The sequence below is a fragment of the Novosphingobium flavum genome, from assembly GCF_014230315.1.
GTDB lineage: Bacteria > Pseudomonadota > Alphaproteobacteria > Sphingomonadales > Sphingomonadaceae > Novosphingobium > Novosphingobium flavum.
In genome coordinates this window covers 33,291-57,429 of record NZ_JACLAW010000018.1, presented here as the reverse complement: position 1 = coordinate 57,429, position 24,139 = coordinate 33,291, and the positions used below count along the sequence as shown (strand labels likewise).

Annotated in this window: 26 protein-coding genes and 1 tRNA gene; 10 read left to right on the top strand and 17 right to left on the bottom strand. The window is 67.5% G+C overall.

Features of this window, described 5'->3' with window-relative positions; all coding sequences use genetic code 11:
- The coding region (locus H7F51_RS17905; protein WP_185665690.1) for a pseudouridine synthase at nucleotides 1–885 on the bottom strand (885 nt) is incomplete at its 3' end.
- A 100-nt stretch (nucleotides 886–985) separates the two neighbouring features.
- On the opposite strand from H7F51_RS17905, the gene H7F51_RS17900 reads away from it, so the two are divergent.
- A complete protein-coding gene (locus tag H7F51_RS17900; RefSeq protein ID WP_246448684.1) occupies nucleotides 986–2,674 on the top strand; it encodes an AmpG family muropeptide MFS transporter in 1,689 nt (562 codons plus the stop codon).
- Here H7F51_RS17900 and H7F51_RS17895 read toward each other — a convergent pair.
- From H7F51_RS17895 to trpB, 4 genes are read right to left on the bottom strand one after another with little or no spacing between them, the layout of a single operon-like run.
- A complete protein-coding gene (locus tag H7F51_RS17895) occupies nucleotides 2,646–3,956 on the bottom strand; it encodes a folylpolyglutamate synthase/dihydrofolate synthase family protein (protein WP_185665689.1) in 1,311 nt (436 codons plus the stop codon). The genes H7F51_RS17900 and H7F51_RS17895 overlap by 29 nt on opposite strands.
- A gap of 14 nt (nucleotides 3,957–3,970) precedes the next feature.
- Nucleotides 3,971–4,819, bottom strand: a complete 849-nt coding sequence (accD, locus tag H7F51_RS17890) for an acetyl-CoA carboxylase, carboxyltransferase subunit beta (protein ID WP_185665688.1) — start codon at nucleotides 4,817–4,819, stop codon at nucleotides 3,971–3,973.
- A complete protein-coding gene (trpA, locus tag H7F51_RS17885) occupies nucleotides 4,816–5,616 on the bottom strand; it encodes a tryptophan synthase subunit alpha (RefSeq protein ID WP_185665687.1) in 801 nt (266 codons plus the stop codon). Before trpA ends, accD begins: the two co-directional genes overlap by 4 nt.
- Nucleotides 5,613–6,851, bottom strand: a complete 1,239-nt coding sequence (trpB, locus tag H7F51_RS17880; protein WP_185665686.1) for a tryptophan synthase subunit beta — start codon at nucleotides 6,849–6,851, stop codon at nucleotides 5,613–5,615. The genes trpA and trpB overlap by 4 nt, the downstream gene beginning before the upstream one ends.
- 223 nt (nucleotides 6,852–7,074) lie before the next feature.
- Between trpB and H7F51_RS17875 the strand changes: the two genes are divergently transcribed.
- Nucleotides 7,075–7,539 (top strand): outer membrane protein, encoded by a 465-nt coding sequence (locus tag H7F51_RS17875; RefSeq protein ID WP_185665685.1) that lies wholly within the window; start codon nucleotides 7,075–7,077, stop codon nucleotides 7,537–7,539.
- A gap of 52 nt (nucleotides 7,540–7,591) precedes the next feature.
- Here H7F51_RS17875 and H7F51_RS17870 read toward each other — a convergent pair whose 3' ends face one another.
- The 11 genes from H7F51_RS17870 to aroA all read right to left on the bottom strand — a co-directional run bounded on the left by H7F51_RS17870 (nucleotide 7,592) and on the right by aroA (nucleotide 17,611).
- Entirely contained in the window at nucleotides 7,592–8,230 is a 639-nt protein-coding gene (locus H7F51_RS17870; protein ID WP_185665684.1) for a phosphoribosylanthranilate isomerase, read from the bottom strand.
- Nucleotides 8,231–8,378: 148 nt separating this feature from the next.
- Nucleotides 8,379–9,146 carry an SIMPL domain-containing protein gene (locus H7F51_RS17865; protein ID WP_185665683.1) on the bottom strand — a complete coding sequence of 256 codons (768 nt, stop codon included), beginning with the start codon at nucleotides 9,144–9,146 and terminating at the stop codon, nucleotides 8,379–8,381.
- Nucleotides 9,147–9,228: 82 nt separating this feature from the next.
- Entirely contained in the window at nucleotides 9,229–9,744 is a 516-nt protein-coding gene (locus H7F51_RS17860) for a GNAT family N-acetyltransferase (RefSeq protein WP_185665682.1), read from the bottom strand.
- Entirely contained in the window at nucleotides 9,741–10,427 is a 687-nt protein-coding gene (gene pyrF, locus H7F51_RS17855; RefSeq protein WP_185665681.1) for an orotidine-5'-phosphate decarboxylase, read from the bottom strand. Before pyrF ends, H7F51_RS17860 begins: the two co-directional genes overlap by 4 nt.
- Before the next feature lie 13 nt (nucleotides 10,428–10,440).
- Nucleotides 10,441–10,746, bottom strand: a complete 306-nt coding sequence (locus H7F51_RS17850) for a LapA family protein (RefSeq protein ID WP_185665680.1) — start codon at nucleotides 10,744–10,746, stop codon at nucleotides 10,441–10,443.
- A gap of 97 nt (nucleotides 10,747–10,843) precedes the next feature.
- Nucleotides 10,844–11,605, bottom strand: coding sequence for a hydroxyacylglutathione hydrolase (gene gloB / locus H7F51_RS17845; RefSeq protein WP_185665679.1), 762 nt, complete (start codon nucleotides 11,603–11,605; stop codon nucleotides 10,844–10,846).
- 112 nt (nucleotides 11,606–11,717) lie between these two features.
- A complete protein-coding gene (rpsA, locus tag H7F51_RS17840; protein WP_185665678.1) occupies nucleotides 11,718–13,430 on the bottom strand; it encodes a 30S ribosomal protein S1 in 1,713 nt (570 codons plus the stop codon).
- Between the two features lie 235 nt (nucleotides 13,431–13,665).
- Nucleotides 13,666–15,162 (bottom strand): hypothetical protein, encoded by a 1,497-nt coding sequence (locus tag H7F51_RS17835; RefSeq protein WP_185665677.1) that lies wholly within the window; start codon nucleotides 15,160–15,162, stop codon nucleotides 13,666–13,668.
- 36 nt (nucleotides 15,163–15,198) lie between these two features.
- Nucleotides 15,199–15,819: a (d)CMP kinase gene (locus H7F51_RS17830; protein ID WP_185665694.1), complete on the bottom strand. Its 621-nt coding sequence runs from the start codon at nucleotides 15,817–15,819 to the stop codon at nucleotides 15,199–15,201.
- Between the two features lie 11 nt (nucleotides 15,820–15,830).
- On the bottom strand, nucleotides 15,831–16,307 hold the full coding sequence (locus H7F51_RS17825; RefSeq protein ID WP_185665676.1) for a nucleoside deaminase: 477 nt from the start codon (nucleotides 16,305–16,307) through the stop codon (nucleotides 15,831–15,833).
- On the bottom strand, nucleotides 16,304–17,611 hold the full coding sequence (gene aroA, locus H7F51_RS17820; protein WP_185665693.1) for a 3-phosphoshikimate 1-carboxyvinyltransferase: 1,308 nt from the start codon (nucleotides 17,609–17,611) through the stop codon (nucleotides 16,304–16,306). The genes H7F51_RS17825 and aroA overlap by 4 nt, the downstream gene beginning before the upstream one ends.
- 232 nt (nucleotides 17,612–17,843) lie before the next feature.
- Here aroA and H7F51_RS17815 point away from each other — a divergent pair, with 232 nt between their 5' ends.
- From H7F51_RS17815 to H7F51_RS17780, 8 genes are all read left to right on the top strand, one after another.
- Complete coding sequence (locus H7F51_RS17815; RefSeq protein ID WP_185665675.1) at nucleotides 17,844–18,158, top strand: FYDLN acid domain-containing protein; 315 nt, start codon at nucleotides 17,844–17,846, stop codon at nucleotides 18,156–18,158.
- Nucleotides 18,159–18,261: 103 nt separating this feature from the next.
- A tRNA-Ala gene (locus tag H7F51_RS17810) sits at nucleotides 18,262–18,337 on the top strand.
- Nucleotides 18,338–18,498: 161 nt separating this feature from the next.
- Nucleotides 18,499–19,971 (top strand): signal recognition particle protein, encoded by a 1,473-nt coding sequence (gene ffh, locus H7F51_RS17805; protein WP_185665674.1) that lies wholly within the window; start codon nucleotides 18,499–18,501, stop codon nucleotides 19,969–19,971.
- Nucleotides 19,972–20,011: 40 nt separating this feature from the next.
- Nucleotides 20,012–20,461 (top strand): 30S ribosomal protein S16, encoded by a 450-nt coding sequence (gene rpsP / locus H7F51_RS17800; RefSeq protein WP_185665673.1) that lies wholly within the window; start codon nucleotides 20,012–20,014, stop codon nucleotides 20,459–20,461.
- 5 nt (nucleotides 20,462–20,466) lie between these two features.
- A complete protein-coding gene (gene rimM / locus H7F51_RS17795; RefSeq protein WP_185665672.1) occupies nucleotides 20,467–20,979 on the top strand; it encodes a ribosome maturation factor RimM in 513 nt (170 codons plus the stop codon).
- On the top strand, nucleotides 20,976–21,713 hold the full coding sequence (gene trmD, locus H7F51_RS17790; RefSeq protein WP_185665671.1) for a tRNA (guanosine(37)-N1)-methyltransferase TrmD: 738 nt from the start codon (nucleotides 20,976–20,978) through the stop codon (nucleotides 21,711–21,713). Before rimM ends, trmD begins: the two co-directional genes overlap by 4 nt.
- A 6-nt stretch (nucleotides 21,714–21,719) precedes the next feature.
- The gene (rplS, locus tag H7F51_RS17785; protein ID WP_343061330.1) at nucleotides 21,720–22,088 is read left to right on the top strand and encodes a 50S ribosomal protein L19; all 369 of its coding nucleotides are present in this window, start codon (nucleotides 21,720–21,722) and stop codon (nucleotides 22,086–22,088) included.
- A 150-nt stretch (nucleotides 22,089–22,238) separates the two neighbouring features.
- Nucleotides 22,239–23,264, top strand: coding sequence for an aspartate-semialdehyde dehydrogenase (locus tag H7F51_RS17780; RefSeq protein ID WP_185665670.1), 1,026 nt, complete (start codon nucleotides 22,239–22,241; stop codon nucleotides 23,262–23,264).
- A gap of 94 nt (nucleotides 23,265–23,358) precedes the next feature.
- Here H7F51_RS17780 and H7F51_RS17775 read toward each other — a convergent pair whose 3' ends face one another.
- Entirely contained in the window at nucleotides 23,359–24,051 is a 693-nt protein-coding gene (locus tag H7F51_RS17775; protein WP_185665669.1) for a hypothetical protein, read from the bottom strand.
- Nucleotides 24,052–24,139 lie beyond the last annotated feature (88 nt).

Here is a 24,139-nt window from a genome sequence, read left to right as displayed (position 1 = left end):
CGGGGCGCTGCCCGCCCGCATCGGGGCCGGGCGGCCGGGCGCGGCACGGACAGGCGCTGCCGGGCTGGCTGCGGCAGGGCTCGCCGCGGGCGGGGTGCGGCGGCGCGGGCCGACATCGGTGGGGGCGGCCACGCCAAGCTGGCGCAGCAGGTCGTCGATCTTGTGGCCGGGCACTTCCTCGGCCGCGCCGCGCTGCAAGTCGCCAAGGTGGAACGGGCCATAGGATACGCGCAGCAGGCGGCTGACCTGCAGGCCGAGATATTCCAGCACCCGGCGCACTTCGCGGTTCTTGCCCTCGGTCAGGGTCATTTCGACCCACTGGTTGCGGCCGGTGCGGCGCTCCATGTTGGCGTCGATCTTGCCATAGCGGATGCCGTCGATCTCCACCCCCTCGATCAGGTCTTCGAGCTGCTTCTGGCTGATCTCGCCAAAGGTGCGGGCGCGATAGGTGCGCGGGATCCCGCTGGCCGGCAGTTCCAGCGCGCGCTTGAGCGCTCCGTCGTTGGTCAGCAGCAGCAGCCCCTCGGTGTTGAGGTCGAGCCGGCCCACCGGCATGACCCGCGGCGCGTCCTTGGGCAGGGCATTGCGCAAGGCGGTGTAGATCGTCGGCCGCCCGGCGGGATCGCGCTCGGCCGTGATCAGCCCCGAAGGCTTGTGAAACAGGAAGACCCGCGCCGCCTCGGGCGCGCTCACCGGAACGTCGTCCACCGTCACCCCGCGCAGCGAGGTGAGCACGGTGGCCGGGGTTTCCAGCACCGCGCCATCCAGCTTGACGCGGCCCTCGGCGATCATCCGCTCGATCTCCCGGCGGCTGGCGATGCCGGCCCGGGCAAGCAGCTTGGCAATGCGCTCACCGGCGCGCGGATTTTCGGGGGAGTCGGTCATATGCCCCGGGCCTTAGCCGGGTGGGGGGCAAGCGTCAAAAAGCGCTCTGGCCTTGATGGCCAAGTCGGCTACCTTGGCGGCACAGACGAAGGGAGAATTCATGGCCACCACCGCCGCTCCGGCACCCGCACCGGCGCCCCGGCCCAAGGGGCTCAAGCTGCTGCGCATCGCGCTGCAGTCGCGCAAGTCGGCGACCATGCTGGCCTTCGGCTTCTCCTCGGGCCTGCCCTATGCGCTGCTGATCGGCACTCTGAATGCGTGGCTGGGCGAAGTGGGGGTCAAGCTGGCGACGATCGGCGTGCTGTCGTGGATCGGCCTGTCCTATTCGTTCAAGTTCCTCTGGTCGCCCCTGGTGGACCGGCTGCCGCTGCCGGGGCTGGAGCGGCTCGGGCGGCGCAAGAGCTGGATCTTGCTGTGCCAGGTGGTGATGGTCCTCGGCTTTGCGGGCCTTGCCGTTACCGATCCCGCCACGGCCATCGGCACCTTTGCCCTGTTCGCCTTCCTGGCCGCGCTGGCCTCGGCCACGCAGGACGTCGCGGTCGATGCCTGGCGGATCGACGTGGCCGACGAGACCACTCCGGTCGAACTGCTCAGCGCGATCTACCAGTTCGGATACCGCATAGCCTCGATCGTCGGCGGGGCGCTGGCGCTGGTGCTGGCGGCGCGGATGAGCTGGTCCTCGGTCTATCTGGTGATGGGCGCCGTGATCGTGGTGATCGCGCTGATCACCCTGCGCGCGCCCGATACGCCGCGCCCGGAAAGCGCCAAGCTGCACCAGCAACTGGCCGAGCCCGGCGCGCTGTCCCCGGCGGCGCGGACGACCGCGCTGGCCGTGGTCGGCCTCGCCTGGGCCTGGGCGATCGGCACGATCGCAACCTTCATGGTCGGGATGCTGGCACCGGCCAGCCCCGATGCGCCGCTGCCCTCGGTTGCCGATTTCACCAAGCATTACGGGCCGTGGATCATCCTCGCCACGGTGGGCGTGCCCTTGGTGACCGCAGCGCTGACCAACTGGATGCGCGCTCACGGCAAGGTGGTGCTGACCGCGCCGGACGAGCATCATTCCGCGGGAAGGACCGTGGCCAATCACCTTTACGTCGCGCTGGTCTCGCCGCTGGCCGAACTGTCGGCGCGGCTGGGCTGGGGCGTGCTGATCGTGATCGGGATGATCCTCAGCTACACGCTCTGCTACAATATCTGGTCGAGCTTCGCCTTTCCGTTTTACCTCGATTTCCTGAAATACTCGAAGGACGAAGTGGCCTTCGCCTCCAAGGTGTTCGGCATTTTCATGACCATGCTGGGGATCAGCCTCGGCGGGTTCCTGTTCGCGCGGGCAGGCCGCATGCCGACGATCCTGATCGGCGCCGTGCTGCCGATCCTCGGCAATTTCGTCTATGCCGACCTTGCCGAGGGCGCCCCGCATATCGACGCGGTGGGCAGCCTGATCGGCCTCAAGGCCCTGTTCGGCGTGTTCGGGTTCGACGAGCGGATGATCCGCCTGCTGCTGGCGATCAGCTTCGAGAACGTCTCGACCGGCGTCGCGGGCGCGGCCTTCGTCGCCTATCTCTCGGGCATCGTCTCCAAGAGCTATACGGCCGTGCAATATGCCCTGCTGTCCTCGCTGACCTTCCTGATCGGATCATTGGGGCGCGGGATCGCGGGCGAGGCGTTCGATAGCTACGGCTATGCCACGGTGTTCCGCTGGACCGCCGCGGCCGGGCTGGTCGCGGTGGTCTTCGTCCTGCTCGAATGGATGCGGGTCAGTCGGGAAGTTCGGCGTTCAGCCTGAGCACTTCGCCCGCGAGATAGAGCGAACCGGCGATCAGCACGTCGCCCTGCGGCGGCAGGGCGGCGAGCGCCTCGGGCACCGTGGCAAAGGATCGCACCTGCAGGTCGCTGAACGGGGCGAAGTCTGCCGGGCGGTGCGCCTCGTGGCCGGGAGCGGGGACGACTGAAAGGCTAGCGAGCTTGCCGGCGAGCGGGCGCAGGATCGCGCCGGGGTCCTTGTTGGCCAGCATCCCGATGACGAGATGCAGCGGGGCATGGTCCGCGAAATGGCGGCCCAGCGCGAGGCCCGCGTCCGGGTTGTGCCCGCCGTCGAGCCAGACGTCGCGGCCCGGCACCAGCGCAGTCAACGGGCCTTCACCCAACAATTGCAGGCGCGCGGGCCAGCGCGCCTTGCGGATGCCCTCGGCCATGGCCTCGGGCGACACCACGACGCGCGACTGGTGCCGCAACATGGCGACGGCCAGCGCCGCATTATCCGCCTGATGCGCGCCGGGCAGGCTGGGCAGCGGCAGGGTGAGCTCGCCGGAACGGTCGCGGTAATGCAGCGCGCCGCCGCGCCGCTCGGCCCACCAGTCGCGCTCGCGCCGGATCAGCTGTGCGCCATGCGCCGCCGCCACCCGCGCCACCTCGTCGGTCGCCGATTGCGGATAGGACTGGGTGACCAGCGGCGCACCGGGCCGCGCGATGCTGGCCTTCTCGAAGGCGATGCGGGTCAGCGGGTCTTCCGGCACCCCTTCTTCGGGGCGAAGCAGGAAGGCCTCGTGATCGATGCCCAGCGTGGCCACGCCGCAGGCGGCGGGTTCAGGAATGACATTGGTGGCATCGAGCCGCCCGCCGAGGCCGACCTCGATCACGCAGGCATCGGCCGGATGGCGGGAGAAGGCGAGGAACAGAGCCGCTGTCGTGACCTCGAAGAACGAAGGTTCAAGGTCCGATCCGGCGTCGAGCACTTCCTTGAGCAGGCTTGCCAGTTCGCCGTCCGAAACCAGTTCGCCCGCGATCCGGATCCGCTCGTTGTAGCGGACCAGATGCGGCTTGGTTGCAGTGTGGATGCAGAGCCCTTGCGCCTCGAGCATGGCGCGCAGGAAAGTGCAGGTCGAGCCCTTGCCGTTGGTCCCGGCGACATGGAACACCGGGGGCAGATGGTCCTGCGGATTGCCGAGGCGCGCCAGCAGTTCGCGGATCGTCTCAAGCCCGAAGCGCCCTTCGGGCAGCGACAGGGCGGCCAGGCGGTCCAGCTCGCGCTGGACCGCCGGATCGTCGGAAGTCGCGAAATCGCGCACTTTTGCGGGTCCGGTCAGGCCGCCTTGGCGGGGTAAAGATAGTCCAGGACCTGGGCCAAAGTGGCCTTCAGGTCGCGGCGGTGGACGACCATGTCGACCATGCCATGCGCGTGAAGATACTCCGCGCGCTGGAAGCCCTCCGGCAGCTTTTCGCGGATCGTGTCCTGGATCACGCGCTGCCCGGCAAAGCCGATCAGACAGCCCGGCTCGGCGATCTGGACGTCGCCCAGCATGGCGTAGCTTGCGGTGACGCCGCCGGTGGTCGGGTCGGTCAGCACCACGATATAGGGCAGCCCGGCGCGGTTCAGGCGGCGGATTGCCACCGTGGCCTTGGGCATCTGCATCAGGCTGAGGATGCCCTCCTGCATCCGCGCGCCGCCGGCGGCGGTGCAGATCACATAGGGCACCTTGTCCTTGATCGCGGCCTCGGCTCCGGCAACGAAGGCGGCGCCCACGGCCATGCCCATCGAGCCGCCCATGAAGGCGAAGTCCTGCACGCCGAGCACGACCTTGTGGCCGGAAATCGCGCCACGCGCATTGGTCAGCGCATCGGGGTGCGGATTGGCGGCGCGGGCCGCCTTCATCCGGTCCGGGTACTTCTTCGAATCGCGGAACTTGAGCGGGTCTTCCTTGACCCTCGGCGTCGGCAGGACCTTGTAGCCGGGATCGAGCAGCTGGCCGAAGCGTGCATCGGTCCTGACCCGGCCGTGATGCTCGCAGCGCGGGCAGACGAACAGGTTGTCCTCATACTCCTTCGTGAACAGCATTTCGCTGCACGAAGGGCACTTGATCCAGAGATTGTCGGGCGTGTCGCGCTTCTTGAGGCTCGACAGCGACGAACGAACGCGGGTGATCCAGCTCATGCGGGGGCCTTACGGGATTCGCGGATGGCTTGCGAGAGGGCTGCGGTGAGTTCCTTCACCGGGCCAGCAGCTTCGGTGCCATGCTGCGCGACGAGATCGACAAGGGCTGAGCCGACAACCACGCCATCGGCATGGGCGGCAATGGCGGCGGCCTGCTCGGGCGTGCGCACGCCAAAACCGACGGCGACGGGCAGGTCGGTCCCGGCCTTGAGGCGGGCGACGGCCTGCTCGATCGAGGCGAGCGCAGCCTGCTGTTTGCCGGTGATCCCGGCAACCGAGACATAGTAGAGGAAACCGCCCGAGCCGGCGAGAACGGCGGGCAGGCGCGCGTCGTCAGTTGTCGGCGTGGCGAGGCGGATCAGGTCCACACCGGCAGCGCGCAGGGCCGGGCCAAGCTCGCCGTCTTCTTCGGAGGGGATATCGACGCAGATCACCCCGTCGACCCCGGCCCTGGCGCACTCTGCTGCGAACCATTCGGGGCCGCGCACGGTCATCGGGTTGGCATAGCCCATCAGGACCAACGGCACTTCCGCATGGCGCGCGCGGAATGCAGCGGCAATGGCGAAGATGTCGGCCGTCTTCGTACCCGCGCCGAGCGAGCGCAGGTTGGCGGCCTGGATCGCCGGGCCATCGGCCATCGGATCGGTGAAGGGCATGCCCAGCTCAATCACGTCGGCCCCGCCTTCGACGAGGGCGTCGAGAATCGCGGCCGTGGCGCCGGGCTCAGGATCACCGCCGGTGACGAAGGTGACGAGGGCTGGGCGGCCCTTGGCGAAGGCCTTGGCGATGCGGCTCACAGCTCGAACCCCAGGTGCTGTGCGACGGTGAAGATGTCCTTGTCACCCCGGCCCGAGACGTTGACGACGATGATCTTGTCCTCGTCCAGCTCGCTTGTGGCCAACGGGAGGGCGGCGAGCGCGTGGGCGCTTTCCAGCGCGGGGATGATCCCTTCGAGCTGGCAACAGAGCTGGAAGGCCTCGAGCGCCTCGCTATCTGTCACCGGAACATAGCGGACACGCTTGATCTCGTGCAGCCAGGAGTGTTCGGGGCCGATCCCCGGATAGTCCAGCCCGGCGCTGATCGAGTGGGCCTCGGTGATCTGGCCGTCCTCGTCCTGCAACAGGTAGGTCTTGTTGCCGTGGAGGATGCCGGGCTTCCCGCCGGTCAGGCTGGCCGCGTGCTGGCCGCTGTCGATCCCGTAGCCGGCTGCCTCGACCCCGATCATCGCCACTTCGGCATCGTCGAGGAAGGGGTGGAACAGGCCGATGGCATTCGAGCCGCCGCCGACCGCGGCGATCAGCAGGTCGGGCAGGCGCCCTTCGGCCTTGAGGATCTGGGCGCGGGTCTCGGTGCCGATCACCGACTGGAAATCGCGCACCAGCTCCGGATAGGGGTGCGGGCCGGCGGCCGTGCCAATGATGTAGAACGTGTCGTGGACATTGGCGACCCAGTCGCGCAGCGCGTCGTTCATCGCGTCCTTCAGCGTCCTGGCGCCCGATTCCACCGGGACGACCTCGGCCCCCAGCAGCTTCATCCGGAACACGTTGGGCTTCTGCCGCTCCACGTCGAGCGCGCCCATGTAGATCACGCAAGGCAGGCCGAAGCGCGCGCAGACCGTGGCCGTGGCAACCCCATGCTGGCCCGCGCCGGTTTCGGCGATAATCCGGGTCTTGCCCATGCGGATCGCGAGCAGGATCTGGCCGATGCAGTTGTTGATCTTGTGCGCGCCGGTGTGGTTCAGTTCCTCGCGCTTGAAGTAGATCTTCGGGCCTTTCCCGGCCGGGGCGAGGGCGCGGAAATGCTCGGTCAGCCGCGGCGCGAAGTAGAGCGGGCTCGGGCGGCCGACATAATGCTCCATCAGGTCGTCGAACTCGGCCTTGAACGCCGGGTCGGCCTTGGCCGCACGGTATTCCTTCTCGAGATCGAGGATCAGCGGCATCAGCGTTTCCGCGACATAGCGGCCGCCGAACTGACCGAAGTGGCCGCGCTCGTCAGGCTGGGTGCGGAAGCTGTTGGGGCTCGTTGCAGTCATGCCCCGGCGCTTGGCAGATGGCTCGCGGATTGTCCAGATTCGCGCGGCGTTCAGGCTCTGTGCAGAATTGTAACACGCATGTTGCATTTATATCACATTGATGTGGTTACCGCGTTAAACACCTGATTCCGTTCATCGACCTGACAGTTTTCGCGGCCTAACCCGCCCCTGTTCCCGGGCGGCCCCCCCGCCCCAATGAGGAACGCGTTTACAGGAGTGTATCATGCGCAAGTTTGTCCTTCCGCTGCTCGCCGTCGCCGCTTTCGGCGCCGCTGCGACCCCCGCTCTCGCCAATGAGACCCGCGCCGAAGCGCGCGCTGGCGTGATCTGGGGCGGCGGTGACAGCGAAGCCATCACCGGCATTGCCGGTGGTTACGACTTCGACCTCGGCCCCGCTCTGTTCAGCGGCGTGGAAGTGTCGGCCGACAAGATCCTGACGTCGAACACTAAGGTGGGTTGGGGCTTCACCGGCCGGCTCGGCACCCATCTGGCCACCACCAAGGTCTATGCTGCCGGCGGTTACACCACCGAGTTCTGCGACGTGTGCGACGGCCATTGGCACGCCGGCGTCGGTGCGGAACTCCCGCTCGGCCCGATGCTCTACGGCAAGGCCGAATACCGCCACTACTTCGCTGACCGCAACGCTGACGCGGACGCGGTGATGGCGGGCGTCGGCGTCAAGTTCTGATCGCCGATCACGAACAGGGAAAGGGGCGGTCCGGCAACGGGCCGCCCTTTTTCTATGCGCGCGCGGCGGCGCAGAAGGCGGCGATCAGGGCCTCGTCCTTCACCCCGGGCGCGCTTTCAACGCCCGACGAGGTGTCGACCAGCGGGGCGCGGGTAAGCGCCGCCGCCTCGGCCACGTTGCTGGGATTGAGGCCGCCGGCGAGGCCCCACGGCGCGCGGTCCTTCCAGGCGGAAAGCAGCGACCAGTCGAACGACAGGCCCATTCCGCCGGGCAGCGCGCCCTTCGGGGTCTTGGCATCGAACAGCACGAGGTCGACCGCGCCGCGATAACGCTCGGCACGTTCGACATCGCCAGGCGCGGCGACGGGTATCGCCTTCCACACCGGCAGGACAAAGCGGGCCCGCAGTTCGGCCGCCCGCTCGGGGCTTTCGTCGCCGTGAAGCTGCAGCGCGTCGAGCCGGGCGGCGGCGACGGCCTGTTCCAGCACGAGGTCATCGGCATCGACGAACAGGCCGACCCGGGCGATGCGGCCCTCCGCCCGGTCGGCCAGCGCGGCAACCTGCTCCAGAGAGACGTGGCGCGGGGAGCGGGGAAAGAACACGAAGCCGCAATAGTCCGCCCGCGCGGCGATGATCGCGCTGAGCGATTCGGCAGTGGATATGCCGCAGATCTTGATCCTGGGGCCGGACATGCGATCTGCCCTTAGAGTGATTTCGAGCCGGATGGAAACATCCGGCGACTCGGAAATTGCGATCGACACAGAATATCCAGGGTCATTCCGGTTCAATTTGAATCGGAATGACGCTGGCCGATTTGTCGGCTCGGTCGAGAGCGGAACCTTATTGCGGGAGCAGCTCGAACTGGACCGAGACCGTCATGTTGAGCTGTAACTCGCCTGACTGTACGGGCGCGGACGGGGCGGCGGCCTCCATTGCGGCCATGCGGTACATCACTGGCTGGGGCGGGGGCGCCCAGCCGCCGTTCTCGCTGATCGAGAGGATGCGCGCGACGCGCAGGCCCGCCGCCTTGGCGTAGAGTTCGGCGCGGGCGCGGGCCTTGGCCATGGCCGAAACGCGGGCTTCGTCGAGCGCGGCGTCCGGCTGCTCCACCTCGAAGGCGGGGCCGTTGACCTGGTTGGCGCCGGCGCTGACGAGCGTGTCGATCACCTTGCCATAGTCGGCCAGATTGCGCTGACGGACCGAAACCTGGTTATTGGTCTGGTAGCCGGTGATGCGCGGCTGGGGCGGGTCGATCGTGCCGTCGGGCAGGCTGCGCTGCGGCTGGTAGATGGGGCTGAGCGAAAGGTTGCTGGTCTGGATGTCACGGTCGGCGATCCCGGCGCGCTTGAGCGCGGCGATGACCCGGGTCATGGCGGCGGAATTGGCGGTGAGGGCCTCGGATGCGGTCTTGCCCTGGCTGACCACCCCGGCGTTGAAAGTGGCGAGGTCCGGCGCGCGGGCGGCGCGGCCCTCGGCAGAGACCGAGAGCAGGGTCCCGTTCGCGCCGAGCACCGGAGTGACCTGCTGGGCCGAAGCGGAGGCAGGCAGGGCAAGCGCGGCCAAGGCGGCGGCAAGCGGCGCCGCGAGGGGAAGGCATTTGCGGTTCATCGTATCCAGCTCCCGTTCTGTCGGCCCCCTGAATGCGCGCCGGGCCCTTGCGCCGCGCTGAACCGCACAGCCCGTGAACCGTTCAGGTCAGCGCCCGTTCCAGCACGACCATTGCGAAGTCGGCCGGCGCGGCCGGCACATAGGGGAAGGGCCGGGTCTCGCCGGTGCGGCGATAGCCGCGGCGTTCGTACCAGGCGATGAGTTCGGCGCGGCGGTCGATCACGGTCATTTCCATGACGTTTGAGCCGAAGCAGCGCACGGCCTCGCCCTCCGCCGCTGCGATCAGGGCGCGGCCGAGACCGCCGGCCTGTCGCTGCGGCGCGACAGAGAGCATGCCGAGATAGGCCTTCCCCGGCGCGGCGCGGGTGATGGTGACGGTGCCGATGACCGCGCCGTCCTGTTCGGCGACGAGCATTGCCTGGGCCGGGTTGGCGAGGACGGCGGCGAGTTCGACATCGGACGTGCGTTCGCCCGAGAGGAGATCGGCCTCGTGAGTCCAGCCGGCGCGGGCGCGCTCGCCCCGGTAAGTGCCTTCGACCAGATCGCGCAGCGCGGGCAGGTCCCGCACCGCGGCCCGGCGAAACAGCACTTGGCTCAAAGCGTGCCTTCGATGGCGCGGGCGGCGGCGACCGGGTCTTCGGCGCGGCTGATCGGGCGGCCGATCACCAGCACGCTGGCCCCGGCATCGCGCGCGGCGCGCGGGGTCATGGTGCGCTTCTGGTCACCCCCCCCAATTCCATTGGGCGAGGCTTCGGCGGGGCGCAGGCCGGGGACGACGAAGTAGCCGTTCTTCCAGCGCTTGTGGACCTGGGCCACTTCGTGGCCCGAGCAGACGATCCCGTCGAGCCCGGCTTCGGCGGCAAGGTCGGTCAGCCGGAGGACCTGATCATGAGCCGAGCTGCCGATACCGGTGGCCGACAGGTCACTGCCGTCGAGACTGGTCAGCACGGTAACCGCAACGACCTTACAGTTCTCGCCCGCCGCCGCCTTGGCATCTTCCATCATCGCCCGGCCGCCCGCGGCGTGGATCGTGACGATTGCCGGTTCGAGGACGTGGATCGACTGCATGGCTCCCGCCACGGTGTTGGGAATGTCGTGCAGCTTGAGGTCGAGGAAGATCGGCAGGCCGACCTTCGCCACTTCATGCACCCCGTGGTGGCCGTGAGCGCAGAAGAATTCGAGGCCGAGCTTGAGGCCGCCGACATGACCCTTCACCTTCTGGGCGAGGGCCACCGCAGCATCGAGGCGGGGAAGATCGAGAGCGAGATAGATCGGATTCATCGGGTCTTTTCGTTCAGTCGCTGGCAGGCTCTGACGCCGGGGCGGCATCGAGCTGGGTCGAGGTCAGTGCCGCGGAAGGCTGGCGGGACGCGGCTTCAAGCGCGTTGATCCGCCGCTGCATCCGCCAGCGGCCGGTTGCGCGCAGAACCCACATCGGCACGAGGCCGAGCAGGAACGAGATGATCACCAGTGCGGGAAGGCGGGTTTCCCAGACGAGATCCTCCCAGATCTTCACCGTCACCGTCGTCCAGTTGTTCAGCGAGAACAGCAGGAGGGCGATGAGCAACACCACCCACACGATCGTGCGGATCACAGCCATGCCTTTCCTCCTTGTGCCCCTGATGGGTCAAACGTGCGACCGGTCGCAATGCTAGGGCGGATTGCCGAGGAAGGAAACCCCGCCCGATTGGACAGGCTCAGCCGAAGGTGTTCTTGGCTTCGCGCAGGGCGGCAAAAGTGTGGACGGCATCGCCGCCGCCCCAGCGGGCGCGAATCGCCGGATCGTCGGCTCGCAGGAACGGGTTGGTCTTGATTTCCCGCGCCACGGTGGTCGGCACGGTCCACTTGCCGCGTTCGCGGCGCTGGAACACGTCGGCGGCATAGGAGGCCAGGGCGGTGTTGTCGGGATCGGCGTGCAGCGCGAACTTGGCGTTCGAGGCGGTATATTCGTGCGCGCAATAGAGCATTGTGTCGAGCGGAAGGGCCTTGATCCGGCACAGGCTGGCCCAGAACTGTTCGGCCGTGCCCTCGAACATCCGGCCGCAGCCGAGTGCGAAAATGCTGTCGCCCACGAAGGCCATGGCCGCCTCGGGCACATGATAGGCGATGTGGCCCATGGTATGGCCGCCGACGTCGATCACATCGGCTTCCCATGCCCCGAGCGCGACCGCGTCGCCGTGGCGCACGACGCGGTCGATCGCGGCGATCTTGTCAGCTTCGGCGGCCGGAGCGATCACCGTGCAGCCGGTGGCGGCCTTGATCGCCTCGTTGCCGCCGGCGTGATCATGGTGCCAGTGGGTGTTCCAGATCTGGGTGATCTGCCAGCCTTTGTGTGCTGCCTCGCGCAGGTAGGCCTCGGCGTCGGGCGTATCGATGCAGGCGGTCTCGCCGCTGACGGGATCGTGCAGCAGGTAACCGTAATTGTCTGACAGGCAAGGGAACTGGTGGACTTCGAGCATCGGTGTGCCTTCCTCTCGGGCACGTTCTAGGCCCGGTGCCGGAAAAGGAAAAGCCCGCCCGGTCGGTTGACCGGGCGGGCCTTGTCCTGCGGCCTTGGCCGAAAGGTGAAGCTTACTGCTTCGCCTTCAGTGCGGCGCCGAGGATGTCGCCCAGCGAAGCGCCGGCATCCGACGAACCGTACTGTTCCACGGCTTCCTTCTCTTCGGCCAGCTGACGAGCCTTGATCGAGAAGTTCGGCTTCTTCGAACGATCGAAGCCGGTGACCATGGCGTCGATCTTCTGGCCGACCTGGAAGCGGTCCGGACGCTGCTCGTCGCGGTCGCGGCCGAGGTCCGAACGCTTGATGAAGCCGGTCGCGCCGTCTTCGCCGGCCTGGACTTCGAGACCGCCATCGCGGACTTCGAGGACCGTGACGGTGACGGTTTCGCCGCGGCGCAGCGAGCCGGCCGAGCTGGCCGAGGTGCCGCCGGCAGCCGGGGCGCCCTTTTCAAGCTGCTTCATGCCGAGGCTGATGCGCTCCTTGTCGACGTCGACGTCGAGCACGACGGCCGAGACCTGCTCGCCCTTGCGGTGCAGGGCCAGCGCGTCCTCGCCCGAGATGCCCCAGGCGATGTCCGACATGTGGACCATGCCGTCGACGTCGCCGTCGAGGCCGATGAACAGGCCGAACTCGGTGGCGTTCTTGACTTCGCCTTCCACGACCGAACCGACCGGGTGCTTCTCGGCGAAGGCTTCCCAGGGGTTCTGCTGGGCCTGCTTGAGGCCGAGGCTGATGCGGCGCTTGTCGCTGTCGACTTCGAGCACCATCACGTCGACTTCCTGCGAGGTCGAGACGATCTTGCCCGGGTGGACGTTCTTCTTGGTCCAGCTCATTTCGCTGACGTGGACCAGGCCTTCGATGCCCGGTTCGAGTTCAACGAAGGCGCCGTATTCGGTGATGTTGGTCACGGTGCCGCGCAGCTTGGCGCCAACCGGGTACTTGGCGGCAACGCCATCCCACGGATCGCTTTCCAGCTGCTTCATGCCGAGGCTGATGCGCTGCGTGTCCTGGTTGATGCGGACGATCTGGACGCGAACGGTGTCGCCGATCGAGATCACTTCCGACGGGTGGTTGACGCGCTTGTAGCTCATGTCGGTGACATGGAGCAGGCCGTCGATGCCGCCGAGGTCCACGAACGCACCGTAGTCGGTGATGTTCTTGACGACGCCGTCGATGATCTGGCCTTCGGCGAGGTTCTGGATCAGGCCCGAGCGCTGTTCGGCGCGGGTTTCTTCCAGCACCGCGCGGCGTGAGACGACGATGTTGCCGCGGCGGCGGTCCATCTTGAGGATCTGGAACGGCTGCGGGATATCCATCAGCGGGGTCACGTCGCGGACCGGGCGGATATCGACCTGCGAGCCGGGGAGGAAGGCCACGGCGCCGTCGAGGTCGACGGTGAAGCCGCCCTTCACGCGGCCGAAGATCACGCCTTCGACGCGCTTGCCTTCGCCGAATTCGTTCTCGAGCTTGTCCCAGGCGGCTTCGCGGCGGGCGCGGTCGCGGCTGAGCATGGCTTCGCCGTCAGCGTTCTCGACGCGGTCGACGTAGACTTCGACTTCGTCGCCGACCGAGAGGCCGTGCGGCTGGCCGGCCATGGCGAATTCGCGCAGGGCAACGCGGCCCTCGCTCTTCAGGCCCACGTCGATGACGGCCTTGTCGTTTTCAATGGCGGTGACAGTGCCCTTGACGACGCGGCCTTCAAAGCCGCCGCTGGCGGCGCCGCCGAGCGATTCGTCAAGGAGAGCCGCGAAATCGTCGCGGGTCGGGTTAGCCGTAGTGGCCATGTGTGTTTCCTTACCGATGTTTCCGGCCAAGCGGTTTTGTCCGCCGGTCTTTCCTCCGCCTTGGCACCATGCCGTGGCGGGCCAAAAAGGGCCGAACCGCCGAGGGAGCCGGATGCTGCCCACGGCATCCCTCGAGCCAAAGAATCGGCTTTCGGGACCGGGGGCGCTTAGGCTCGCGAACGGGCAAATGCAAGGAAAATGGCGGGCTTTCGGCAAGTTCGCCGGGTGCGGATCGTCAACGGGCGGTGAAGATCCAGCCGTCGCCCTGCCGGGCCAGTTCGCCGTGGCTCACAGGATAGCCGAGCTGGCGCAGCCGCGCGGCGATGGTGGCGGTGTCAGGCAGGGAACCGGGCACGTGTTCGGCCCAGAACAGCGTGGGGCAGCCACTGGCCATCCGGCGCGAGGCTGGCGGCTCCAGAGCGAAACCGTGGCGTGCGGCGACGAAGTCGTAGGCAAAGGGCACGACGGCGCGGTTTTCGGCCGGGGGGAGGTCGAGCACGGCCCGATTCCAGTCTAGCGCGGCATGGACCGCCGTGGCGGGGCAGGCGCGGACATCGCTGTCGATGGCGGCGGCGCTGGTGTCCCAGCCGGGCAGGGCGAGGGTGCGCTGGAGCTGGCCCTGCAGCGAAACGAGGGCGGCAATCACCAGTGCACAGTCAAGCGCCGCGTGGACGAGGCGGCCAAGCGATTCGGCCAACGTGGCGACGCCGAGTGCGAGGATCATCAGGACCACCGGATGCAGGCAGATCAGGTAGCGCGCGATCACGAATGGGCGTTCGAGGTGGATGGCGACCAGCGCAGCGATGGCAAGCGCAAGGCCCGCGCCCAAGGTCAGCGCAAGCGAGAGCCCGGGCGACAGGCGGCGAGAGGCGAGATCACGCCAGCCGGTGAGCACGAGGCCGGCAAGGCCCGCCACGGTCAACACCGGGTTGGCCTTGACCCCGGCGATCAGTTCCATCTCGATCGTCCAGCGTGCCACGGTGAAGCCGCCGGGGATCCAGAAGCTGCGGGTGTTGCCGGAGATCGTGCCAAATTGCGCCGCCATGCACAGGGCGAAGGGCAGGGCGGCAACGAGGCCGACGAGAGCGAGGCGCGCCGTGCCGGGCCAGTCTCGCGCAAGGATAAGGCGCAGTCCGAAGGAGGCAGCCACTGCAGCGAGAATCACCGTGGCGGCAAGGTGAACCGTAAAGGACAGGGCCAGCGTAGCGGCGAGGGCGACCGTGGCCCTGCGGCTCATGCGCTCGTGCGGGACGGCAAAGGCTGCGAGCGCGGCAACGGTGACCGCCCCCAGTGCATAGGCGAGGAAGTTGGAGCGCAACTCGGCCATCCGCACGATCACTGGCGAGGCTCCGGCCAGCCCCACCGCATAGGCGAAGAGGACCGGCTTCAGCGCGGGGCGGCGCCGGCCGATCCGCCACAGGGCCAGCGCCGCGAGTGCGGCAAAGGCCAGGTTGACGAGGCGGCGCGGCGGGATCGTCTCGCCCAGCCAGGTCGCTGCCCGGGCGAGGAGGTAGTAAAGCGGCGGGTGATTGTCGCGCATCGCCGAGGCCCAGAACGCGCCGAACGGCTGGGCGGGGCGAGAGACGTAGAAGGTATAGTATTCGTCGTACCACGCGCTGCGACCAAGCGCGGCGCGGATCGAGATCACGGCGAAGACCAGCGCCAGAACGGCAAGCAGCGCGCCGCGAAAACTGGCGGAAAAGGTGGCCGTTTCGGTGCGGGGCGCCTGCATCGCCCGGCTTCTAGCCCGCCCCTTGCGCGATTTCGGTTAACGCCGGCGCCGCTCGATCAGGCGGATCGCGGCTGCGATCGAGGCTTCGGGGGATAGTTCGGAATTGTTGAGGACCATGGCGTCGCTCGCCGCGACGAGGGGCGCTGCGGCGCGGGTGCGGTCGCGTTCGTCGCGCAGCGCAAGATCGGCCTCGATCGCGTCGAGGGTGACGGGCAGACCGCGCGAGCGCATCTCGAGGAAGCGGCGGCCGGCGCGGGCGGCGACCGAGGCGGTGATGAACAGCTTGGCCTGAGCCTCGGGCGCGATGACCGTGCCGATGTCGCGCCCGTCAAGCACGGCGCCGCCGGGCTGGGTGGCGAAGGCACGCTGGCGGTCAAAGAGCACGCGGCGCACTTCGGGGTGGATCGAGACGCGGCTGGCGAGGCCGCCGGTTTCTTCCGAGCGCAGGGCGGGATCGGCGAGGAGGTCGTCGGCAAAGGCGCAGGCGGCCAGCGCGTCGCCCGGATTGTCCGGGTCTCCGCCGTTCAACTGGCACTGGCGGCCGACCGCGCGATAGAGCAGCCCGGTGTCGAGGTGAGGCAGGCCGTAATGCGCGGCGAGGCCCTTGGCGATGGTGCCCTTGCCCGAGGCGGTGGGGCCGTCGACAGCGATGATCAGGCTGCTGCCGGTCATGCCCCGGCTCCAGAGCAATGGTCCTCGGCAATATCCTCGTTCCACAGGGCCGGGCGCTCGGCGAAGAGGCGCTGCATCAGGGCGAGGCAGCGCGGGTCTTCCGCGACGATGACCTCTATCCCGCGGTCGCGCAGGAACTGCTCGTTGCCGCCGAAGCTGGTGGCGTCGGCGATCACCACGCGCGGGATGCCGAACTGGACGATCGTGCCCGCGCACATCATGCAGGGGCTGAGCGAGGTGTAGAGCGTGACGTCGGCGTAGCTTTTCTGCCGGCCGGCTGCCTGAAGCGCGTCCATCTCGCCGTGGAGGATCGGATTGCCCTGCTGGACCCGGCGGTTGTGCCCTTCTGCGAGGATCGCGCTGCCGCGGGTCAGGACCGAACCGATCGGCAGGCCGCCCTCTTCATAGGACTTGAGCGCGAGATCGTAGCAACGCGAAAGGGCCTGCCGGTCGAGGTCGGAAAGCAGGCTCATGCGGCGGCGGTGCTCGCCGTTTCAAGCAGGCTCTCGAACACCGGGAACGAGGTGGCGATCGGGCGGGTATCGTCGATCGCGACGCCGCTGCGGCTGGCAAGGCCGGCGACAGCCATCGACATGGCAATGCGGTGGTCGAGGTGAGTCGCGACTTCGGCGCCCTCCGGCGTGCCGGCGAGCGGATCGCCGCCCGTGCCGTCGATGATCAGGCCGTCCTCGGTCTCGGTGACGCGGGCACCGGCCAGTTCAAGTGCCACGCGCATGACCGTGATACGGTCGGATTCCTTGACCCGCAGTTCCTCGAGCCCGGTGGTGACCGTGCGGCCCTCGGCCAGCGCGGCGGCGACGAACAGGACCGGGAATTCGTCCACCATGGACGGCACCACAGCCGGGTCCACCGCAATGCCCTTGAGCGCCGAGTGACGGACGCGCAGGTCGGCCACCGGCTCGCCGCCGACCTCACGGCGGTCGAGCTCCTCGATCTGGCCGCCCATCTGGCGCAGCACACCGAACAGGGCGGCGCGGGTGGGGTTGAGGCCGACGTTCTCGATAATGAGCTCGGAGCCCGGCACGATCAGCGCGGCGACCACGAAGAAGGCCGCCGACGAGGGATCGCCCGGCACGACGATGGTCTGTGGGCGGAACTCGGCCTCGCCCCGCAGGCGAATCACGCGGGTGCCATCCGCTTCGATCTCGACTTCAAGTTCGGCGCCGAAGCCCTTGAGCATGCGTTCCGAATGGTCGCGCGTCGGGATCGGTTCGATCACCGTGGTGATGCCGGGGGTGTTGAGCCCGGCGAGAAGGACCGCGCTCTTCACCTGGGCCGAGGCGACCGGCAGGCGGTAGGAAATCGGCACGGCCGGGAAGGCGCCGCGCATGGTGAGGGGCAGTCGGCCGCCAGGCGACGGGGTGAACTCAGCCCCCATCAAGGAGAGCGGATCGATCACGCGGCCCATCGGCCGCTTCGAGAGCGAGGCATCGCCGACAAAGGTCGCGGTGATGGCGTGGCTGGCGACGAGGCCCATCAGCAGGCGGGTGGAAGTGCCGGAATTGCCCATGTCGAGCGCCTGCTGCGGCTGGAGCAGGCCGCCCACGCCGACGCCGTGGATCGACCATTCGCCGCTGTCCGAGCGGGTGATGGTCGCTCCCATGGCGCGCATCGCGGCGGCGGTGGAGAGCACGTCCTCGCCCTCCAGCAGGCCCGTGACCTTTGTTTCGCCCACGGCCAGCGCGCCGAGCATGATCGAGCGGTGGCTGATCGACTTGTCGCCCGGCACGCGAATCTTGCCGCTGAGCGCGCCCATCGGCCGAAAGCGGCGGGGGCGGGCGGCGGCGGGGTCGGAATGGCTCACGAAGGGGGCTCTTTGCAGCTGAAGGGCAGGGAAATCGCGCGGCTTTTGACAGCGGGCGCGGCCTATGGCAAGGCGCCCGCCCTGTTGAGAGGCTTGCGCTTGATTTCGGCGCCGGGGTTACCCATCAACGCAGACGAATTTTCACGGGCCGCTTCCACCTGCGGTCCAGTACTGAGGAATTGCAATGGTCAAGCCTGAGTGGGGCGCCAAGCACGGCTGCCCGAAGTGCGGCACCCGTTTCTACGATCTGGGCAAGGACGATCCCGTCACCTGCATCGAGTGCGGCTATGCCTGGCAGCCCGAGCCGGTGCTCAAGTCGAAGCAGCCGATTCCCTATGAGGAAATCCAGAAGAAGCCCGAGGTTGCGGACGTCGATCTGGCGGACGAGGATCTGGACATCGACGAGGATGGCGACAGCCCGGACAACGACGTCGACCTTGGCGGCGACGACGATCTGGGTGTCGGCATCGACGAGGATGGCGACACCGACGAAAATTGAAAAATAGGTATTGCCAAGCCGGAAGTGTCCTCCTAGAGGGGCGCTCCCGGCGGCAAGCCGGGGCCGAAACATCCCCCAGATGGTTCGGTTGATGAATGGAAATGGGGCCTTAGCTCAGCTGGGAGAGCGCCTGCATGGCATGCAGGAGGTCAGCGGTTCGATCCCGCTAGGCTCCACCATTCACCGGGTTTTCGCCAAAGAGCGATACGCTGGCTGACGAGGTTTCGTCCGCCGGCGTTTTTCGCTTGATGGCATTGAGTGATCGCTGGCTGACGAGGTTTCGTCTGCCGGCGTTTTTGGCGTTTTGGTCCGCACGGGCCGGATTTGGAGCAGGCGACACATGTTCGACACCTTGTCCGATCGCCTCGGCGGCGTGTTCGACAAGCTCCGTGGGCGCGGTGCGCTCAAGGAGCAGGACGTCGTCGACGCGATGCGCGAGGTGCGGATCGCGCTGCTCGAGGCCGACGTGGCCCTGCCCGTGGTGCGCCGCTTCATCGACGAAGTGACGGAAAAGGCGGTCGGCCAGTCGGTCCTGCGTTCGGTCACGCCGGGCCAGCAGGTCGTCAAGATCGTCAACGACGCGCTGGTCGATATGCTGGGCGGGGAAGAGACCGTCGGGCTTGACCTGGTTGCCGCGCCGCCGGTCGTGATCATGATGGTCGGCCTGCAGGGTTCGGGCAAGACCACGACGACCGCCAAGCTCGCCAAGTTGCTCCGCGAAAAGCACGGCAAAAAGGCGATGATGGCGTCGCTCGACGTCAACCGTCCGGCCGCACAAGACCAGCTCAAGGTGCTGGGCGAGCAGGTCGGCGTCGCCACCCTGCCGATCATCGTGGGCCAGCAGCCGGTCGAAATCGCGACTCGCGCGCTGAATGCCGCGAAGCTTCAGGCGGTCGACGTCCTGCTGCTCGATACCGCGGGCCGTCTCCACGTCGACCAGCAGCTGATGGACGAGATGAAGGCCGTGGCCGCCATCTCGAACCCCAAGGAAACCCTGCTGGTCGTCGATTCGCTGACCGGCCAGGACGCGGTCAACGTCGCCCAGTCGTTCGGCAGTCAGGTTGACCTGACCGGCGTGATCCTCACCCGGATGGACGGCGATGCCCGCGGCGGCGCGGCGCTTTCCATGCGTGCGGTCACCGGCAAGCCGATCAAGTTCGCCGGCACCGGCGAAAAGATGGACGCGATCGAGCCGTTCCATCCCGGGCGCGTCGCCGGCCGCATCCTCGGCATGGGCGACATCGTCTCGATCGTCGAGAAGGCCGCCGCGACGATTCAGGCGGAGGACGCCGAAAAGCTGGCCCAGCGCATGGCCAAGGGTCAGTTCGACATGAACGACCTGCGCATGCAGCTCAGGCAGATGCAGAACATGGGCGGGCTTGGCGCTCTGGCCGGGATGATGCCCGGCATGAAGAAGGCCAAGGCCGCGATGCAGCAATCGGGCATGGATGACCGGGTGCTGCTGCGGATGGATGCGATCATCGGTTCGATGACGCCCAAGGAACGCTCACGGCCCGAATTGCTCAACGCCAAGCGCAAGATTCGCATCGCCAATGGCTCCGGCACCCAGGTGCAGGACGTCAACAAGCTCCTGAAGATGCATCAGGAGATGGAACGGGCGATGAAGCAGATCAAGAAGATGGGCGGGCTCAAGGGCCTGGCCGCCATGTTTGGCAAGGGCGGCCTCGACGGCGCCATGCCGGGTCTTGGCGCCCAGGGGCTGGGCGGCGGTGCCGGCGGGGCGGGACTCCCCGGGATGCCGGGCATGGGCAATATGCCCTTCAATCTTGGCGACCTGCTCAAGCGTAAGTGATTTTTAGTTCAGTTTCAGAATTCTAGGAAAGGTAGTTCACATGTCGGTTTCCCTGCGTCTGTCGCGTGGCGGTTCGAAGAAGCGCCCCTATTACAAGATCGTCGTCGCCAACTCGCGCGCTCCGCGTGACGGCAAGTACCTGGAGCAGGTCGGCACCTACAACCCGCTCCTCGCCAAGGACGATGCCAACCGCGTGCGTCTGGTCGAAGACCGCGTGCGTTACTGGATCGGCGTTGGCGCCCAGCCTACCGACCGCGTTGCCCGCATGCTCGACAAGGCCGGGATCAAGGAACGCGCCGCTACCGTGAACCCGAGCAAGGGTGAGCCGGGCAAGAAGGCCAAGGACCGCGCCGAGGAGAAGGCCGAGAAGATCCGTGAGGCCGAAGAGGCCGCGCGCGAAGCCGCCGAGGCCGCTGCCGCTCCGGCTCCGGCCGCTGAGGAAGCTCCGGCTGCTGAAGAAGCTGCTGCCGAAGAGCAGGCCGAGGGCTGAGCGCCTTGGCTGCTTCCGGGTCGGACAAGCCTGTCACCCTCGCCGCCATTGCCGGCGCGCACGGGGTGACGGGCGAGGTCCGTCTCAAGCTGTTCGGTGAAGGCGTGGAGGCCCTGAAGGCCTTCCGCGCCTTCAACGATTCGCGGCTGACTGTTCTGAAGCTGCGTGAAGACGGCAAGGGCGGCGCCGTGGTCCGCTTCGCCGAGGTGACGGATCGTAATGCCGCCGAAGCCTTGCGCGGGACCCTGCTGACCGTGCCGCGCTCCTCGCTGCCGCCGCTGGCCGAGGGCGAATACTATCACGCCGACCTGATCGGGTTGGAGTGCATCAGCACTGCGGGCCATCTGCTCGGCACCTGCATCGCGGTCGAAAACTACGGCGCGGGCGACGTGCTGGAAATCCGGCGGCCGGACGTGGATGGCAAGCCGGGCAAAACCTTCATGGTGCCGATGCGGTCCGAGGCTGTGCCCGAGTGGGGCGAGACGATCCTGGTCGAAGCGGCCTACGCGGATCAATGACCTTCCATGCCACAGTCCTGACCCTCTATCCCGAGATGTTTCCCGGGCCGCTGGGCCTGTCCCTTGCAGGGCGGGCGCGGGAGGAGGGGAAGTGGGATCTGGACGCCGTTCAGATCCGCGACTTCGCGATCGACAAGCATCGGACGGTCGATGACACGCCGGCCGGCGGCGGGGCGGGGATGGTGCTCAGGGTCGACGTGCTGGCCAAGGCCATCGACCATGCCCTTGCGCTCAATCCCGAGGCGCCGGTGATTGCCATGACGCCGCGCGGCAAGCCGCTTTCCCAGGAGCGCGTTCGCGCGCTGGCCGAGGGGCCGGGGGTGATCGTGCTGTGCGGGCGGTTCGAGGGGTTTGACGAGCGGATTTTCGACGGGCGGGCCGTGGAAGAGGTGTCGGTGGGCGACATCGTGCTTTCCGGCGGCGAACCGGCGGCGATCATGCTGCTTGATGCTTGCATTCGCTTGCTTCCCGGCGTAATGGGCGCGGCTTCCAGTGGGACCGAGGAGTCGTTCGAGAACGGCTTGCTCGAATATCCCCACTATACCCGACCCGCTGAGTGGGAAGGGCGCACGATCCCTGAAGTGCTGCGATCGGGGGATCATGCGAAGATCGCGGAATGGCGCAAGCGCCAGTCCGAGGTCGATACACGGTTACGCAGGCCGGATCTTTGGGAACGCCATGAGGGCGTTCGGGTCCAGTCTGCCTCTGGCGCGCAGCGCGAAACGAAGGACTGAGGACCAGTGAACCTGATCCAGCAGATCGAGGCCGAGGAAATTGCCAAGGCCGGCAAGGACATTCCGGAATTCCGCCCGGGCGACACCATCCGCGTCGGCGTGAAGGTGATCGAAGGCGAGCGCACCCGCGTGCAGGCCTACGAAGGCGTGTGCATCGCGCGCTCGAACCGTGGCTTCAACTCCAACTTCACCGTGCGCAAGATCTCGTTCGGCGAAGGCGTGGAGCGCGTGTTCCCGCTCTACTCGCCCAACATCGACAGCATTACCGTGGTTCGCCGCGGTGTGGTGCGTCGTGCGAAGCTCTACTACCTGCGCGGCCGCACCGGCAAACGCGCTCGTATTGCCGAACGTCGCGACACCCGCGCCGAGGGCTGAGCAGGGAAGGGACAAAGTCCCCCGCCAGATACGGACCAAACACCGTAAAGGGCGCCCTGGCACAGGCCGGGGCGCCCTTTTCCTTATCCATCACGATCTGATTGAAGCGCCCGCCCGGCATCACGGGCCATGGCGCACAGGAGCAAGACAATGGGTTACCGCGTAGTAGTCGTCGGTGCGACCGGCAATGTCGGCCGCGAGATGCTCAACATCCTCGCCGAGCGCAGCTTCCCGATCGACGAGATCGCTGCCGTCGCTTCCCCCCGGTCCACGGGCACCGAGATCGAGTTCGGCGAAACCGGCAAGATGCTCAAGGTCCAGAACATCGAGCATTTCGACTTCACCGGCTGGGACATGGCCCTGTTCGCCGCCGGTTCGGGCCCGACCCAGACCTATGCTCCCAAGGCCGCTTCGCAGGGCTGCGTGGTGATCGACAACTCGTCGCTCTACCGCATGGACCCGGACGTGCCGCTGATCGTGCCGGAAGTGAACCCGGAGGCGATCGACGGCTACAAGGCGAAGAACATCATCGCCAACCCCAACTGCTCGACCGCGCAGATGGTCGTGGCGCTCAAGCCGCTCCACGACAAGGCGAAGATCAAGCGCGTGGTCGTGGCGACTTACCAGTCGGTTTCCGGCGCGGGCAAGGAAGGCATGGACGAGCTGTTCGAGCAGAGCCGCGCGATCTTCGTCGGCGATCAGGTCGAGCCCAAGAAGTTCACCAAGCAGATCGCCTTCAACGTGATCCCGCACATCGACGTCTTCCTGGATGATGGCTACACCAAGGAAGAGTGGAAGATGGTCGCCGAGACCAAGAAGATCCTCGACCCGAAGATCAAGCTGACCGCCACTTGCGTACGCGTGCCAGTTTTCGTCGGTCACTCCGAAGCGCTCAACATCGAGTTCGAGAACGAGATCACCGCGACCGAGGCGCAGGACATCCTGCGCGAGGCGCCGGGCGTGATGCTCGTCGACAAGCGCGAGAACGGCGGATACGTCACCCCGGTCGAATGCGTGGGCGACTATGCGACCTATGTTTCGCGCGTGCGCGAAGACATCACGGTCGAGAACGGCATCGCGCTGTGGTGCGTCTCGGACAACCTGCGCAAGGGCGCGGCGCTGAACGCGGTGCAGATCGCCGAACTGCTCGGGCGCCGGCACCTCAAGAAGGGCTGATCGCCTTTAACGGCGCAGGGCCGGAACAGCGGCCCGTGAAAAAGAACCCGGCCTGCGATGCAGCAGGCCGGGTTCTTTTGCTTAGGGGTGGTCGTTATTGCTGCGTGGTCACCCGGGTGGTGGTCCTGGTCACGGTCGTGGCCGGGGCTGCGCGCGTCGTGCGGCGGGTGATCGTGCGCTTGCGAACCGGCGCCTTGCGCACGGTGGCGGCGCGCGCGGTTGTGACCGTGCGAACCGGGGCCGCCTGAGCGGTCGTCACGGTGGTTTCCACCTGTGTCGGCGGCTTGGGTGCGGTAGCCGCGGCAGCGGCGGCCTGAGCGGCGGCGGCCTGCTGGGCCGAGACCTGCGCGGCCTGGCTCGCGGCATCGGCGCGGGCATTGGCCTCGGCCGCCTGCTGCTGGGCCGCGGCGGCCTGCTGCTGCGCGGCGTCGACCTGATCGCGCGCCGCAGCCCGGTTGGCGAGCGCGGCATCGTCCTTCTGGCGCTGGGCGGCGCCCATCGCGGTGTCGGCCATGGCCTGGGCGTGGATCGCCATCTGGATCGCCTCGTCCTGATGGCCGGCGTTGGAGGCTTCGCGGGCGCGCAGCAATTCGGCCTGGGCCGAGGCGAGGCCTGCCGGGACGGCCGAGCCGGCGCCGACGTTGCGGGCACTCTCGACCTTGGCCTGGGCGGCGGCGATCGCCTCGCGCGCGCGGTCCTTCTTGCTGGCGGCCATGGCCGGCGAGGAGAGGACGAGCGCGAGCGCGCCGGCGGAGAACATGATCTTCGAAATCGGATTGCGGTTCATGAGATACTCCATTGATCTCTCCCGTTTACCGGAGCCAAACGAGGCTCCGGAGGGACCGTTCCAGCCTGCGCGGCGGGGCGGGTTGGGA